Source organism: Streptomyces sp. NPDC054863, assembly GCF_053610825.1.
This window is the reverse complement of the sequence record NZ_JBSGZD010000020.1, coordinates 22365-38798: the sequence shown is the minus strand read 5'-3', so window position 1 is coordinate 38798 and position 16434 is coordinate 22365. Positions and strand designations below refer to the sequence as shown.

Annotated in this window: 11 protein-coding genes; 1 reads left to right on the top strand and 10 read right to left on the bottom strand. The window is 67.3% G+C overall.

The genetic code is table 11. The annotated features are described in order from the left end of the window. Positions 1-167 precede the first annotated feature (167 nt). The 10 genes from ACWGIG_RS06740 to ngcE form a co-directional block, all read right to left on the bottom strand. Positions 168-1541 carry a sugar ABC transporter permease gene (locus ACWGIG_RS06740; protein WP_453320440.1) on the bottom strand — a complete coding sequence of 458 codons (1374 nt, stop codon included), beginning with the start codon at positions 1539-1541 and terminating at the stop codon, positions 168-170. Continuing rightward, entirely contained in the window at positions 1538-2338 is an 801-nt protein-coding gene (locus ACWGIG_RS06735; RefSeq protein ID WP_453320439.1) for an ATP-binding cassette domain-containing protein, read from the bottom strand. Before ACWGIG_RS06735 ends, ACWGIG_RS06740 begins: the two co-directional genes overlap by 4 nt. Before the next feature lie 178 nt (positions 2339-2516). Continuing rightward, positions 2517-3632, bottom strand: a complete 1116-nt coding sequence (locus ACWGIG_RS06730; protein WP_453320438.1) for a substrate-binding domain-containing protein — start codon at positions 3630-3632, stop codon at positions 2517-2519. 121 nt (positions 3633-3753) lie between these two features. Beyond that, positions 3754-4977, bottom strand: coding sequence for an ROK family transcriptional regulator (locus ACWGIG_RS06725; RefSeq protein ID WP_453320437.1), 1224 nt, complete (start codon positions 4975-4977; stop codon positions 3754-3756). A gap of 235 nt (positions 4978-5212) precedes the next feature. Next, positions 5213-6091, bottom strand: a complete 879-nt coding sequence (locus ACWGIG_RS06720) for a carbohydrate ABC transporter permease (RefSeq protein WP_453320436.1) — start codon at positions 6089-6091, stop codon at positions 5213-5215. Further along, entirely contained in the window at positions 6091-7038 is a 948-nt protein-coding gene (locus ACWGIG_RS06715; protein ID WP_453320435.1) for a carbohydrate ABC transporter permease, read from the bottom strand. The genes ACWGIG_RS06720 and ACWGIG_RS06715 overlap by 1 nt, the downstream gene beginning before the upstream one ends. A gap of 57 nt (positions 7039-7095) precedes the next feature. Next, positions 7096-8370, bottom strand: a complete 1275-nt coding sequence (locus ACWGIG_RS06710; protein ID WP_453320434.1) for an extracellular solute-binding protein — start codon at positions 8368-8370, stop codon at positions 7096-7098. Positions 8371-8606: 236 nt separating this feature from the next. Beyond that, positions 8607-9503, bottom strand: a complete 897-nt coding sequence (locus ACWGIG_RS06705; RefSeq protein ID WP_453320433.1) for a carbohydrate ABC transporter permease — start codon at positions 9501-9503, stop codon at positions 8607-8609. 19 nt (positions 9504-9522) lie between these two features. Further along, complete coding sequence (locus ACWGIG_RS06700) at positions 9523-10437, bottom strand: carbohydrate ABC transporter permease (protein WP_453320454.1); 915 nt, start codon at positions 10435-10437, stop codon at positions 9523-9525. A gap of 180 nt (positions 10438-10617) precedes the next feature. Next, positions 10618-12051, bottom strand: coding sequence for an N-acetylglucosamine/diacetylchitobiose ABC transporter substrate-binding protein (ngcE, locus tag ACWGIG_RS06695; protein WP_453320432.1), 1434 nt, complete (start codon positions 12049-12051; stop codon positions 10618-10620). Between the two features lie 543 nt (positions 12052-12594). Here ngcE and ACWGIG_RS06690 point away from each other — a divergent pair. Further along, the gene (locus tag ACWGIG_RS06690; RefSeq protein WP_453320431.1) at positions 12595-16398 is read left to right on the top strand and encodes a GH92 family glycosyl hydrolase; all 3804 of its coding nucleotides are present in this window, start codon (positions 12595-12597) and stop codon (positions 16396-16398) included. The last annotated feature ends 36 nt before the right edge of the window (positions 16399-16434 follow it).

The window sequence follows — 16434 nt, the reverse complement described above, 5'->3', positions numbered from 1 at the left end:
CGTTCGTGCCGATCTGCCGAGTCTAATGTTCCGCGCGCGGCGGCGATCGGCGGGTTGTGCGACCTGTATCACTCGAATGGGTCACCCGTGCACAGATGTGCCCGGCACCGGGTGTGTCGGTGCCGGGCACGTGAAGGTTGGGCTGTTAGTGACTTTCCGGGCAGACCCTAGGCGCGGCCTGCGCTCTTCTGGGTGCGGCGGGACAGCGAGTCGATGACCACGGCGGCGAGGAGGACCGCGCCGGTGATCATGTACTGGATCTCGCTCGCCATGCCGAGCATGTTCAGGCCCTGCTGGATGGCCTGGATCACGATCATGCCGAGCAGTGCGGACCAGACCTTGCCCCGGCCGCCGAAGAGGCTGGTGCCTCCGATGACGGCGGCTGCGATGACGAGCATCAGGGTGTTGTTCGCGCCGAGGCTCTTGGTGGCGCCGCCCGAGAGGCTGGCCAGGAAGAGTCCGCCGAAGGCGGCGAGCAGACCGGAGATGCCGAAGACGGTGATCCGGATCCGGTCGACGCTGATGCCCGCACGGCGGGCGGCCTCGGCGTTGCCGCCGACCGCGAAGACCTGACGGCCGAAGGTGGTGCGGCGGGCCACGAAGTCCGCGACCAGCAGCACCGCCAGGAAGAGGACCAGGGCGAGCGGCAGACCGCGGGCGCCGACCGGCTCGTTCAGGAAGTACGCGACGAGCAGGCACAGCACCGCGACGACGACCGTGCGGAGCGCGATCTCGCTGGTCGGACGGGCGGGCAGGGCGGCGGCCCGGCGGCGCTTGCTGTCCAGGAACATCGAGAGGGCGTAGAGCACGATCGCGACGGCGGCCAGGCCGTAGGCCGCGAACTTGTCCTCGAAGTAGTAGTTGGTCAGGTTCTCGACCACGCTGCCGGTCGGGGTGTTGATCGAGCCTTCCTTGCCCATCAGCCAGATCTGGAGGCCGCTCCAGCCGAGGAACCCGGCCAGGGTGACGACGAAGGCCGGGACGCCGATCTTGGCGAAGAAGAAGCCGTGCAGGAGACCCAGGGCGAGGCCGGAGAGCAGGGCCACGCCGATGGCGAGCCAGCCGTTCATGCCGTTGGAGACCTGGAGCACCGCCCATATCGCCGCGCCGACGCCCGCGACCGAGCCGACCGAGAGGTCGATCTCGCCGAGCAGCAGGACGAAGACGATGCCGACCGCCATGATGCCCATGCCGGAGCTGTAGACGGCGATGTTGGCGAGGGAGCTGGCGGAGAGGAAGTTGCTGTTCTGCAGCTGGAAGACGACCGCGATGACGATCAGGCCGACGACGACGGGCAGCGAGCCGAGTTCACCGCCGCGCACCTTGCGGCCGAATTCGCTCAGGTAGCCCTTGAAGCCCTCTTCGCGGACGAGGAGGCGGGGGTCGACGGCGGGGGCCGCCGGGCCTGCCGCGGCGTCCGCTGCGGGAACCGCCGGCTTCCCGGCGGACTGCTTCCCGGCGGACTGCTTCTCCGAGGGCTGCTTTCCGGCGGGCTTCTTCCCGGGGGTCTTGTTCTCGGGGGTCTTGGCGAGGTCGCTCACTTCGCGTCCTCCTTCGTGGCCGCGGCCGTACGCGCCTTGCGGCGGGTCACGGCGTTGTCCGTGGCGCCGGTGATGGCGGAGATGATCACTTCGTGGGAGGTCGTCTTCACGTCGAAGACGCCGTTGTTGCGGCCCAGGCGCAGTACCGCCACCTTGTCCGCGACGGCGCGCACGTCCTCCATGTTGTGGCTGATGAGGATGACGCCGTGACCACGCTCGCGCAGCCGCTCGACCAGGTCGAGGACCTGCGCGGTCTGCTCGACGCCGAGGGCGGCGGTCGGCTCGTCGAGGATGACCACCTTCGGGTCGCCGACCAGGGCGCGCGCGATGGCGACGACCTGGCGCTGACCGCCGGAGAGCGAGGCGACCGGGATGCGGACGCTCGGGATCCGGATGGACAGGGTGTCCAGGAGCTCCTTGGCGCGCTTCTCCATCGCGATCTCGTTGAGCACCGAGCCGCGGCGGATCTCGCTGCCGAGGAAGAGGTTGGCGACGACATCGAGGTTGTCGCAGAGCGCCAGGTCCTGGTAGACGGTGGCGACTCCGAGGTTCTGGGCGTCCTGCGGCCGGTTGACGTGCACCGGCTTGCCGTCCCACTCGATGGTGCCCTCGTCGATCGGGTGGACTCCCGAGATCGTCTTGACGAGGGTGGACTTTCCGGCGCCGTTGTCGCCGACGAGGGCGACCACCTCGCCGGGCTGAATCTCCAGGTCTACGTCGGTGAGCGCCTGGACGGCGCCGAACCGCTTGGAGACTCCGCGCAACGCCAGCACGGGCGTAGCGGACACGTGAATCATCTCCTTCGCCGCCTGACCGGCGGGGATGGTGGTGCGTGGTGCACAAGGACTTGCGGGGGGCGGGGACCTGCGGAGGGCGGGGCCGGCGCCCGGCCCGTGCGGGGGCGGGGCGCCGGCCCGACTGCGTACGGGTCGGTCCGGGCCGGGGGCCCGTCAACTTCCGTACCAGGAAAGCGAGTTACTTGATACCCGCCGCGTCGCAGGCCTTCTTGAAGTCGGCCGTGCAGATCTCGGAGGCCTTGTAGACCTTGTCCTTGATGACCGTGCTCGCGATGTTGTCCTTGGTCACGACCTGCGCGTCGTACAGCTTGGACGGGGTGCCCTTGAACTCCCCGGAGATGCTGTCGACCTTGGTCGGAGCCAGGTCGTCGAACTTCTCGCCCTTGAGGATCCGCACCGCGATCTCGGCGGTGGTCTCGGCCTCCGGCTTGATCTGCTTGTAGATCGAGAAGGCCTGGTCACCCGTGAGGATGCGCTGGAGACCGGCGAGCTCGGAGTCCTGGCCGCCGACCGGGACCTTGACGTTCTGCTTCTTCAGGGCGGTGATGATGCCGCCCGCCATGCCGTCGTTGGCCGAGTAGACGCCCTGGAAGCCGTCCTTGCCGAGCGAGTCGATGGCGGCACCCATCTTCTTGTTCGCCTCGTCCGGGGACCAGTCCGGGATGTCCTGGGAGTAGACGATCTTCTTCGTCTCCTTCTTCAGGACGGTCTCCGCGCCCTTCTTGAAGAAGCCGGCGTTCGGATCGGTCGGAGACCCGTTGATCATGACGACGTTGGAGTCCTTGGCCTTGTCGCCCAGGGCCTTGACCAGGGCCTCGCCCTGGAGGGTGCCGATCTTCTCGTTGTCGTACGAGACGTACGCCGAGATCGGGCCCTCGGTGAGGCGGTCGTACGCGACGACCTTGACGCCCTGCTTCGCGGCCTGGGTGATCCAGGCCTTGGGGGCCTTGAAGTCGACCGCGTCAAAGATGATCACCTTGACGCCCTGCGTGACGAGCGCGTCGAACTGCTTCTTCTGCTGCTCGATGTCCTGCGCGGCGTTGTTGTACTTGACTTCGCAGTCCGAGCACAGCGCCTTGATCTTCGCTTCCATGATCGGGCGGTCGAAGGTCTCGTAGCGCGTGGTCTTGTTCTCCGGCAGCAGCAGACCGATGGTCTTGCCGAGGTCGCCGCTGCCCTTCGAGGAACCGCCGCCGGCCTTGTCGCCCTCGCCCGCCTTGCCGCAGGCGGAGAGCGAGACGGCCATGGAGACCGCGGCCGTGGCTATGACGACGCGGCGCGTCATTGCGTTCATGTGGAATGCCTCCCTGACGAGGCCGCGTCGTTGCGGCCGAGGTGTCTGGAAGTCAACTCGCGCGTCGCCATAGCGTCAAGGAGTAAACCCTTAACGAGATGACAACGGTGCCATTCGTTATCTAAGTGAAGGCGGGGGTGGAACTCTGGTCCACACCAAGGGAATTGGCTGTCCGAGCGGTGTCCAACAGGGTCGAATCGCCCATTTCGTTCAGTACGAGCGCCAGGGCGCCCAGCACTTCCGCCCGGCCTCCCAGCGCACCCGGCAGCACGCTCAGGTGCCGCGCCGCGCTGGGGATCGCGTACCGCGACACGGAGTCGCGGATCGGGCCGAGCACCAGCTCGCCCGACTCCGCGAGATCGCCGCCGAGGACGACCCTGCTGGGGTTGAGGAGGTTGCACAGGTTCGCGACGCCGCTGCCGATGTGGCGGCCCACGTCCGCGATCACCCTGCGGCAGCCGGGGTCGCCCTCCCGGGCGAGCTGGACGACGCGCTCCATGGTCAGGTCGGGGCCGTGCCCCGGCATCAGCAGCGGCAGTACGTACCGCGCGGCGGTGAAGGTCTCCAGGCAGCCGCGGTTGCCGCAGCGGCAGACCGGGCCCGACTCGTCGAGCGTGATGTGGCCGATCTCGCCGGCCGTGCCGCCGGGGCCCCGGTAGACGCGGCCGTCTATCACCAGACCTGCGCCGACACCGCTGGCGACCTTGATGTAGGCGAGGTCGCGCACGCCGCGTCCGGCGCCCCAGACCAGTTCGCCGAGCGCCCCGAGGTTGGCGTCGTTGTCGACGTACACCGGGACTCCGAGCCTCCCCGACAGCTCCTCGCTCGGGTTGATGCCCTGCCACCCCGGCAGGATCGCGGTGGAGCCGAGCAGGCCCGATTCGACGTCGATCGGTCCCGGGACGCCCAGGCCGACGCCGATGACCTTGTCCTGGCCGATGCCGGTGACCGCGATCAGGCGTTTGACCAGCTGCTCGGCGCGGTCGAAGCCCTGGGCGGCCGAGGCGTCGACGTCGAGGGGCTCGGACTCCTCGGCGAGGACCTGGTGGGCCAGGTTGCCGACCGCGACGCGCAGGTGCGTATGGCCGAAGTCGACGCCGATGACGACGCCCGCGTCACCGCTGAGCGAGACGCTGCGCGCCCTGCGTCCGCCCGCCGACGTGGGGGTGACCTCGACGGTCCCGCCGTCCTTCAGCTCGCGGACGATGTTGGAGACCGTGGCGGCGGAGAGCCCGGTGCTTCTCGCGATCTCGGCCTGGGTCAGCGAGCCCGCCATGCGCACCGCGCGCACGACCCGCTCAAGGTTGGCCCGGTGCAGAGACGTCTGCGACCCCGGAGTCTCCATCGACTCATCCACTCCCGTTACCGGCGGGCGGCGCGACGGCCGCCCGCTCCGGGGCCACGCCTGTGGGGCCCCGCCGTTCTTCCAACATGTGAACCCTAAGCAGAGTCTTTGCGCCCTACTCCCGTCAAGACCTTGAGCGAAGCGGGGCCGGAACGCAACGTAGCGCCTGCCGACCGGGGTCGACAGGCGCTGCGTACCGCTCGGAAGCGGACTGTTTCCAGGGCTGTTGCGAGGTCTACTTCACCGACCCCGCCGTCAGTCCCGACACCACATGGCGCTCGATGAACGCGAACAGGACGATCACCGGCACGATCGCCACCACGGACGCGGCGAAGAGGTAGTTCCACTGCACCGTGTAGGCGCCGATGAAGTTGTTGATGCCGACCGTCAGCGGCTGACTTGCCGGGTCGGTGGTCAGGGTCAGACCCATGGCGAACTCGTTCCACGTCGTGATGAACGTGAAGATGAGCGCCGTCACCACACCGGGCAGCGCCAGCGGCAGCGTCACCCTGATCATCGCGCCGAAGCGACTCGTGCCGTCCACCATCGCCGCCTCCTCCAGCTCCGCCGGGATGGAGCCGATGTAGGCGGTCAGGATCCACACCGCGAAGGCCAGGTTGAAGGCCGCGTTGGTGATGATCAGCGTCCAGACCGAGTTGAGCATGCCCAGCTGGTAGAACTCGCGGTACAGGCCGATCAACAGCGCGGTCGGCTGGAACATCTGGGTGACCAGCACCAGCAGCAGGAAGAACTTCCGCCCCCGGAACTTCATCCGCGCCGTGTAGTACGCGGCGGGCAGCGCCACCAGCAGCACCAGCACCGTCGCCCCGCCCGCGACCAGCAGCGTCACCTGGAGGTTCTGCCCGAGCTCGGACTCCTTCCAGACGTTGATGAAGTTCGACCACTCGAAGCTGCTCGGCAGATAGGTGCGGTCGCGCAGCTCCGACTTGGGGCGCAGCGCGGTAATGATCATTTCCAGGTACGGAGCCAGGAAGAGCGCGGCGAGTCCCCAGGCCACCACGGCGATCACCAGGGTGCGGGGCCGGAAGGGGCGCCGCGGAGCCTTGGGAGAGGGGCCCGTCGTCTTCGGCCGGGCGGCCGTCGCGGTGGCCATCAGTCCTCCTCGTTCCAGCGGCTGACCTTCAGGAAGATCAGTACGAGCACCACGACCAGCAGGAAGTTGACGACCGACATGGCGGCCGACTCCCCGATGTCGGTCTCCTTGAGCTTGTACATGAACACCATCGACGTGGAGGTGTCGTAGCCCGGCCCGCCCTGGGTCATGGCCCAGATGATCGGGAAGGAGTTGAAGACGTTGATCAGGTTGATGACGACGCCGATCAGGAACGCCGGGCGCAGCATCGGCAGGGTGATGTGCCGGTACGTCTGCCAGGTCCCGGCGCCGTCGATGCGCGAGGCCTCGTACACCTCGCCGGGAATGGTCTGGAGCCCGGCGAGCAGCGTGTACGTGGTGAAGGGCAGCGACACGAACACGGCGACGGCCATCATCCAGGGCCAGGCGCTGGACGCGGTGCCCAGCCAGTCCTCGGGCCCGTCGATGAGTCCGAGGTCCATCATCACCGTGTTGAGCACGCCCGCGGTCTGGTTGAGCATCCACTTGAAGCCGATGGCGGTCATCAGCACGGAGGCGGCCCAGGGGGCGATGAGCGCCCAGCGGGTGATCGTGCGGCCCGGGAACTTCTGGTTGAAGAGCTGGGCGAGGGCCAGCGAGATCAGCATCGTGCAGGCCACGACGACGACCGTCCAGATCACCGTCCAGGTCAGGACGGCGCCGAGGTCGGTCTCCTCGAAGAGCTTCTTGTACTTGTCGGTCCCGGCACTGCCGCGCACCTTGCCGGAGATGGAGATGTTGAGGAACGAGGTGCGGACCAGCTCGACGACCGGCCAGACGACCACGAAGAGGATCAGCAGGATGACGGGCGCAATCCAGGGCAGCGGGCCGAGCCTGGCCAGTCCGCTGCGGCGGCTCACCGGCCTGGGGGCGCGCCCGCCCCGTCCCCCGCCGGTCTCGGCGGGGGACGGAGGGGCCTTGAGTGACACGGTTTCTCCTGGGAGAGGGTGCGGGGTACGGAGTGAACGAGCCGGAGGAACGGCGCGTTACTTGGCTGCTGCCGCCGCGCTCTCGGCCTTCTTCTGGAGGTCGTCCAGGACCGTCTTCGGGTCGTCGCTCGCAGCCTTGCCGCCGGTCTTCTTGATCTCGGCGGAGACGACGTCCCAGGAGGTGTCGTTGACCGGGTAGAACTTCGCGGTCGGCAGCGCGTCGAAGAAGGGCTTCAGCTTGGCGTTCTTGGGGTCGCCCTGCATCTCCGCGGCGGCGTCCGTGGTGACCGGAATGAAGTTGTACAGCGACGCGAACTTCACCAGGTTCTGCTTGGTGTACGTGAAGTCGAGGAACTTCTTGATGGCTTCCTTCTCGCCCTTGCCGTCCTTGAAGGCCATCGTCCAGTCGCCGACGCCGAGGGTGCTCTCCAGCGGTCCGGTCTTGCCCGGGATCTTCGCCATCCCGTAGTCGACCTTGCCGTCCTCGGCCATCTTGATGACGCTCGGGTGGCCGTTCATCATGCCGACCTTGCCCGCCGCGAAGTCGGCGAAGGCCGTCTTGCGGTCCGTGGAGGCGGGGTTGGGGTAGGTGAGGCCGGGCTTGACCAGGTTGTCCTGGAGCCACCGAAACGTCTCGACGTTCTGGGCGCTGTTGATCGTGTACTTGCCGGAGGCGTCGGTGTAGCCGCCGCCGTTGCCCATCTCCCACATCAGGGTCTCGCCCTGGGTCTCCTCGGGACCGAGCGGGAGGGCGAACGGGATCTCCGCGGCCTTCTTCTCCTTGAGCTTCTTCGCGGCGTCGGCGACCTCGGCCCAGGTGGTCGGGGGCTTGGCGACGCCCGCAGCGGCCAGTGCCTTCTTGTTGTAGAAGAGCGTGCGGGTGGAGGCGACCCACGGGATGCCGTACGCGGCGCCCTTGGCCTCGCCCGCCTTGGCGAACCCGGGCGAGAGGTTGGCCCTGGTCTGGGGCGACAGGACGTCGTCGACCTTGTAGAGCAGGTCGTCGGCGACCTTGTCGGCGTAGCCGCCGGTCTGGAGGATGTCGGGCTCGTTGCCGGCCGCGATCATGTTCTTCACGGTCTTGTCGATGTCGGTCCAGTTGATGACCTGGACCTCGACCTTGTACCCGGCGTTGGCGGCCTCGAAGTCCTTGGCGACCTTGTCCCAGAACGGCTTGGAGGCGTCGGCCGCGGTGGTGCCGTAGTCGGCGGCGACCACCTTGATCGTCTTGCCCTTGCCCTCGCCGCCGCCTTCGCCGTCGCCGCCGCAGGCGCTCAGCCCCAGTGCCATCACGAGCGTTGCCGCACCGGTGGCGATAACCCGATTCCTCATGCTGTCCAACCCTTCGACCCACAGTCGACTTGCTGCATTTTCCGGGACAGGCCCCCGAACCCACCGGCCGGGCGAAGATCTCCCGCAGCTCCGTGGCGCAGACACTACTCACGCCGCGGGAGAGCGCAACAGGCCTAGACCACTTTCGTGTCCAAGCCGAAATCAGCCTTCAACAGGGTCCCTGCACAAGTCACTTGAGTGCCTCGCGGACCTCACCCGACCGGCCCAGCGGGACCTCACTTGAGCGCCCCGGCGGTGAGCCCCGCCTGCACCTGCCGCTGGAAGACCGCGTACACGACGAGCACCGGGACCATCGCGATGGTCAGTCCCGCGAACAGCGCGCCCCAGTCGCCGCGGTAGCCCTGCGCGATGGCCAGCGAGGCGAGGCCCTGCGGGAGTACGTAGCTGGACTCGTTCTCGTTGTTGAGCAGCAGCGGCAGCAGGTACTGGTTCCACTGGCCGAGGAAGTTGAAGATGCCGATGCTCACCAGTCCCGGCTTGGCCATCGGCAGCATGATCTGGAAGAACGTACGTGTGTGGGACGCGCCGTCCATCATGGCCGCCTCCTGCACGCCGGTGGGCAGCGTGCGGAAGAAGGAGGTCAGGAAGAAGGTGGTGAAGGGCAGCGAGAAGGCGATGTACGAGACGATCAGGCCGATCCTGGTGTCCAGGAGCCCGAAGTTCTCCATGACCGCGAACAGCGGGACGAGCGCCAGGATGACGGGGAACATCATGCCGCCGGCGAACAGCAGGAAGACGAACTTGTTGCCGGGGAAGGTGAATCGGGCGATCACGTACGCCGCCATCGAACCGAGCAGCATGGTGCCGGTGAGGGAACCCGCCAGGATGATCAGCGAGTTGATGGCGTACTGACCGATGTGGGCCTCGGTCCAGGCGGTCGCGAAGTTCGCCCAGTGCAGCGAGGAGGGCAGCCCCATCGGGTCGCTCAGGATGTCGCCCGAGGTGCGGAAGGCGGTGATCGCCACCCAGATCAGGGGGCCTGCCGCCATCACGGTCCACAGGACGAGGAAGGCGTGCGAGAAGACGTTGAGGGTGGCGCCGCCCTCCTTGGCCTTGACGCCCTTGACCTGACCGGCGGCCTCGGCCCCCGCGGCCTTGCTGAGTGTGCTCATCGTGCGTCTCTCCACGCTCTCAGTATTCGATCCGGTCGCGGTTCCCGACCCGCATGATGATCAGGGAGAACACCACGCTGAGCAGGAGGAGCACGACGCCGATGGCGGTGGCGTAGCCGAACTGGCCTTCTCTGAACCGCTCGTAGAGGAAGACCGGAGTCACCTTCATGGCGTGCGTGGGCATCATCACCAGGACGATCGCGAAGGAGTCCAGGGCCTGGATGCCCATGTAGACCCAGCCGGTCCGCACCGTGTCCCAGATCAGCGGGAGGGTGACCTTGCAGAAGGTCGTGCCGCGGCCCGCGCCGTCCAGCAGCGCCGCCTCGTAGATGTCCTTGGGGATCCCGCCCATCGCCGCCGAGAACAGCACCACGTAGAAGCCGACGAAGCTCCAGCAGATGACGGTGAGCGTCGCGATGAGGGCGAGGCTGTACTCGCCGCCCAGCCAGGCGGGGCCCTTGATGCCCACGCTGTTCAGTCCGCCGTTGATCAGGCCGGCGTTGGTGTTGAAGACCCTCCCCCAGACCACCGCGATGATGGCGACGGAGAGGACCTGCGGGAAGAAGTAGACGACCTTGTAGAGCGACGAGCCCGCGACGCCCGCGATGGCCCGGCCCTTACGGTGCCTGCCGCCCGCGGTGATCATGTACGCGAAGAACATGCCCAGGACGAGGGTGACGACCGGAGCGACGACCAACAGGGTCAGGCTGGTGGTCGTGGAGTCCCAGAACCGCTCGTCGTTCCACATTTTGACGAAGTTGTCGAAGCCGATGAAGTTGGCGATCGGCCCGCCCGACCAGTCGGTGAACGAGTAGTAAATCGCCTGGAGGAAGGGCGAGATGACGAATATCGCGTAGAAGGCCAGCGGAATCGCCAGGAATCCCGCGATGAAACGGTATTTGTCGAGCGTCCGGTATCTACGGTCGTAACGGATGCTCTCGGGGGTGAATCGGGGCGGCAGGAGTACCGCCGCGAAGAACAACAGCCGGTTGGGGGGCTTGGCCGCCCGCTTCTCAATACTCACGCCGCTCCGATTCCACCTGTTCCTACGCACGCCCGGGCGGGCGTCCCACGCATGCCTGAGCGTGCGTCACGTACTCGAACCCGCTGCTGTTCAGGCCTTCTTGATCTTCGTGATGTCGGGGTCCTTGACCACTCGGTCGGAGGCCTTCTGCATCTCGTCGAGGGCTTCCTTGGTCGACATGTCGCCCATCATGAAGCGGCCCATCACCTTGTTGAAGTCCTCGTCGAAGAGCTCGCTGTACCACTCCTTGAAGAAGGGGATCACGATGTTGTCGCCGGCCGCCGTGATGGCCTTCTGCGCGCTGTCGGTGCCGGGCGGCAGCTGCATGCCGTCGATGGCGCCCTTGAGGGCGGGAATGCCTCCGGTCTCCTTGAAGAGGTTCACGGATGCTTCCTTGCTGTACATCATCCGCATCCACTCCAGACCGCCCTGTACGTTCGCGGCCTTCGCCGGGACGATGAAGGGCTCGCCGGGCGGCGAGTACAGCGTGCCGAAGGGCAGCGCGTCGCTCTTGGAGAGCGAGGGGGTGGCGCCGACCGTCATCCCGAAGCCCTTCGGGGTGGTGTCCTTGGCCTCGTTCTCCACCCAGGAGCCGTTGGGGACGAAGACGCACTTGCCCTTGGTCCAGGCGGTCTGCATCTCGGTGTGCCCCTGGGGGCCGTCGAAGCCTGTCAGTACGTACTTCTTGGCGACGAGCTCCTCGAAGGCCTCGAAGACGGATTTCACCGCGTCGTGCTTCCAGGCGTTCGGCTCCAGGTAGTCCATCGCCTCGACGACCTTGCGTCCGCCGACCTGCGCGAACATCGCGTACATGGAGAAGAGCATGTAGCGCGGGTGACCGCCCGGGTAGCTCCAGCCGTGGATGTCCTTGGCCTTGGCCTTCTTGCAGACCGCCAGCATCTCGTCCCAGGTCTTGGGGTACTGCGACTCCAGGGTCTCCTCCAGCATCCGCTTGGAGTACCAGTTGCCGTACACCGTCATGGCGATGTTCAGCTGGTAGCAGCCCTTGGTGCCGAAGGCGCCCATCGGCTGCATCGCCGGGTAGAGGCTGTCGCGGACGGTGACCTTGGGGTCGTCCCAGGAGGGCGAGTCGAGCATCTCGGTGAAGTCGGCGACCTGCTGGTTGGCCACCAGCTTGCCGATGTTCATGTCGTCGGCGCCGGAGTTGTTGATGACGTCCGCCGCGGGCTTGCCACGGACGATCTTCGGCTGCAGCTGGGTGGCGATCTTCTCCGTCTTCTTCTGCACGGCCTGGGACTTCGGGTACGTCTTCTTGTACATGTCGGTGACGAACTGGGCGTACTTGTCCTTGTAGCCGCCGTTGAAGATGTAGACCGACAGCGCGGCGTCCTCCTTCACCCCCAGCGGGTTCTTGGCGGACTTCGTGCCCTTCTCTGCCTTCTCCCCGCCGCTGCCGCCACCACTGGCGCAGGAGCTGAGGGCACCGACTCCGGGCACTGCGAGAAGGCCTGCCACGGCCGTCCTCTTCAGCACATCACGACGGTTGACGTTGGTGGGTCCCATGCTCAAGTCCCCGCCCTCTCCAGGACTCAGGCGGTGTACCGGTGCGCCCGCACAAGAATTCACCTCGGACGAAGGGCCCCGCCACCGCGGTCAGACGACTCGATTGATTCTGGATTCAGCTGATCAGTGGGATTTCCGGGGGCTCGAAGGGGGCGTCCGATGCCACCCCCGTGATCCCCTTCCGCCCTGGTCCGCGCCGGTTTCCCGAGCAGTACGGACGCCGATAGGTATAGTCCACTTCCCGTCAACTGGGCAAGATCGAAAGCAAGGTTGGGCGTCGTTCTTTCCCGAGTTGAGACCTCTTGGATATCTGGGCGCACATTTGTCCAACTGGCACCTCCATGAACACCCTTGACACCACTGGCCACTTGACTCCCTACTGGTGTTACGTACGCTCTTGACAACGTTGTCTGAGTAAAGGAAGCACTCGGGATGCAGCCCAGACCCAGACCTGTCGGATCCAGCCCGGCCGGACGCAGACGTCCCGGACGAGGACTTCTCGGATCCGGCCGGAGCGGGGGCGCCGCGGCGACCCTCGCGAGTATGGCCACGGCCGCACTGGCGATGGCCGTCATGGCCCCTTCGGCAGCGGTGGCCCTGCCGAAGCAGCCCGTTCAACCCGCGCCCGGAGCAAGCGGGTTCAGCTCCTCCTTCGAGGCGGACGAGCCCGCCCCCACCTGGCGCAACACCGTCGAAACCGACGCGAAGGGCCGCAAGAAGTCCTCCGGCGTCGACGGCGGTGACACCGCCGGAATCCCCGGCAGCGTCACCGACCGGGTCACCGAGCTCCGCGCCAGCGCGGAGAACGCGGCGGGCGGCGAGGTGAAGGAGAACCTGATCGACGTCACGCCGGGCAGCAAGTGGCTGTCCTTCCTCCCCGCCGGCTGGGTCGAGTTCGACCTGGACGAGCCCACCAAGGTCGTGACGTACGCCCTGACCTCGGCCAACGACGCCGCCGAGCGCGACCCGAAGGACTGGACGCTCCAGGGCTCCACCGACGGCAGGACGTGGAAGACGCTGGACACCCGGAAGGGCGAGACCTTCACCTCGCGCTTCCGGACCAAGACCTACGACTTCACGAACGACACCGCCTACAAGCACTACCGGCTCGACATCACCGCCAACGGCGGCGCCCCGATCCTCCAGCTCGCGGACGTCCAGTTCTCGGACGGGGACACCTCGGCGCCGACCCCCGAGGACATGCGCAGCCAGGTCGACCGCGGCCCGTCGGGGTCCCCCACCGCGAAGTCGGGTGCGGGCTTCACGGGAAAGCGGGCGCTGCGCTACGCGGGCACGCACAAGGCGGACGGCCGGGCGTACTCGTACAACAAGGTCTTCGACGTGAACACGCGGATCGGCCGCAACACCGAGCTGTCCTACCGCGTCTTCCCCTCCCTGCCCGCCGACGAGAAGGGCGCGGACCTCAACTACCCCGCCACGAACGTGTCGGTGGACCTGGCCTTCACCGACGGCACCTATCTGAGTGACCTGCGCGCCCTCGACCAGCACGGCGCGGTCCTCTCCCCGCAGGGCCAGGGCGCCTCCAAGACGCTGTACGCGAACCAGTGGAACCACAAGGCGTCCCGGATCGGCGCGGTCGCGGCCGGAAAGACGGTCGACCGGGTCCTGGTCGCGTACGACAACCCGAAGGGCCCGGCGAAGTTCCGCGGCTGGATCGACGACGTGAAGATCGCCGAGAAGGCTCCGGAGAAGCCCCTGGCCCGGCTGTCGGACTACGCGAACACCACGCGGGGCACGAACTCCAGCGGTTCGTACTCGCGCGGCAACAACATTCCGGCGACCGCCGTCCCGCACGGCTTCAACTTCTGGACGCCGGTCACCAACGCGGGCTCCACCAGCTGGCTGTACGACTACGCGCGCGGCAACAACACCGACAACCTCCCCACCCTCCAGGCCTTCAGCGCGAGCCACGAGCCGAGCCCCTGGATGGGCGACCGGCAGACCTTCCAGGTGATGCCGTCTGCGGTCCCCGGCACCCCGGACGCCTCCCGCACGGCCCGCGCGCTGCCCTTCCGGCACGAGAAGGAGACGGCCAAGCCGCACTACTACGGCGTGACCTTCGAGAACGGTCTGCGGACCGAGATGACGCCGACCGACCACGCGGCGATGATGCGGTTCACCTATCCGGGTGAGGACGCCAGCATCATCTTCGACAACGTGTCGAACGACGGCGGGCTCACCCTCGACCCGAGGACCAGCTCCTTCACCGGCTTCTCCGACGTGAAGAGCGGCCTGTCGACGGGCGCGACGAGGCTCTTCGTGTACGGCGTCTTCGACGCTCCCGTGACCGCGAGCGGAAAGCTGAGCGGCGGCGGGGGCGACGACGTGACGGGCTACCTGCGCTTCAAGCCCTCCGCCCAGAAGCAGGTGACGCTCCGCCTCGCGACGTCCCTCATCAGCGTGGACCAGGCCAAGCAGAACCTGGCCTCGGAGATCCCGGCCGGTTCCCGCTTCGAGCGGATCCGGGACCGGGCGCAGGACGCCTGGGACGACATCCTCGGCCGCGTCGAGGTCGAGGGCGCGAGCCACGACCAGCTGACCACCCTCTACTCCAGTCTCTACCGGCTCTACCTCTACCCCAACTCCGGTCACGAGAAGGTGGGTTCGCGCACGAAGTACGCCAGCCCCTTCTCGCCCCAGACCGGCCCGGACACCCCCACCCACACCGGTGCGAAGGTCGTCGACGGTGAGGTGTACGTCAACAACGGCTTCTGGGACACCTACCGCACCACCTGGCCCGCGTACTCCTTCCTCACGCCGAAGAAGGCGGGGAAGCTGGTCGACGGCTTCGTCCAGCAGTACAAGGACGGCGGCTGGATCTCCCGCTGGTCCTCGCCGGGTTACGCGGACCTGATGACCGGCACCTCCTCGGACGTCGCGTTCGCCGACGCGTACGTCAAGGGCGTCGACTTCGACGCTTCGGCCGCGTACGAGGCGGCGCTGAAGAACGCCACCGTCCTGCCGCCCTTCTCCGGCGTCGGCCGCAAGGGCATGGACACCTCGCCCTTCCTCGGTTACGCCTCCACCCGGACCCACGAGGGCCTGTCCTGGTCCCTGGAGGGCTACCTCAACGACTACGGCCTCGCGAAGATGGGCGAGGCGCTCCACAAGAAGACGAAGAAGGCCCGCTACAAGGAGGAGTCGGCGTACTTCCTCAACAGGGCCCAGAACTACGTGAAGTTGTTCGACCAGAAGGCCGGCTTCTTCCAGGGCCGCGACCTCAAGGGCGACTGGCGGGTGCCCTCGGAGAAGTACGACCCGCGCATCTGGGGCTACGACTACACCGAGACGAACGGCTGGGGCTACGCCTTCACCGCCCCGCAGGACAGCCGCGGCCTGGCCAACCTGTACGGCGGCAGAGGGGGCCTCGGCAAGAAGCTGGACACCTATTTCTCCACGCCGGAGACCGCGTCGCCGGAGTTCACCGGTTCGTACGGCAGCGTCATCCACGAGATGACCGAGGCGCGTGACGTACGGATGGGCATGTACGGCCACTCCAACCAGGTCGCGCACCACGCCACGTACATGTACAACGCGGCCTCGCAGCCCTGGAAGACACAGGCCAAGGTCCGCGAGGTGCTCTCCCGCCTCTACACCGGCAGTGAGATCGGGCAGGGCTACCACGGCGACGAGGACAACGGCGAGCAGTCCGCCTGGTTCCTCTTCTCCTCACTGGGCTTCTACCCGCTGGTCATGGGCAGCGGCGAGTACACGATCGGCTCGCCGCTCTTCACCAAGGCCACGGTCCGCATGGAGAACGGCCGCAAGCTGGTGGTGAAGGCCCCGAAGAACAGCGCGCAGAACATCTACGTGCAGGGTGTGAAGGTCAACGGCAAGCGGTGGACGTCGACCGCGCTGCCGCACGCCACGCTCGCCAGGGGCGGCACCGTCGAGTTCGAGATGGGTCCGAGGCCGTCGGCCTGGGGCGCCGGGAAGAACGCGGCTCCCGTCTCGATCACGCAGGACGACGCGGTGGCGGCGCCGCGCACCGACGCGGTCGAGGGCGCGGGTCCGCTCTTCGACAACTCCTCCGCCACGGAAGGGCGGTTCACCTCGCTCGACCTGCCGGTGAAGTCGCCGGTGAAGGCCGTGCAGTACACGCTGACCTCGGCCGAGGCGGCCGGGGCTCCGACGGGCTGGGTGCTCCAGGGCTCGGCGGACGGCGTGGCGTGGCGGGACCTGGACAAGCGGTCGGGCGAGTCGTTCGCGTGGTCGCGGCAGACGCGGGCGTTCACCGTCGCGGCTCCCGGGGCGTACGCCAAGTACCGCCTGGTGGCGGCCGGTTCGGGCGGCGGGACGCTCGCGGAGGTGGAGCTGCTGAGGTAACTCGACTGCCGGGGGCGGGTGTTGCACCCGTCCCCG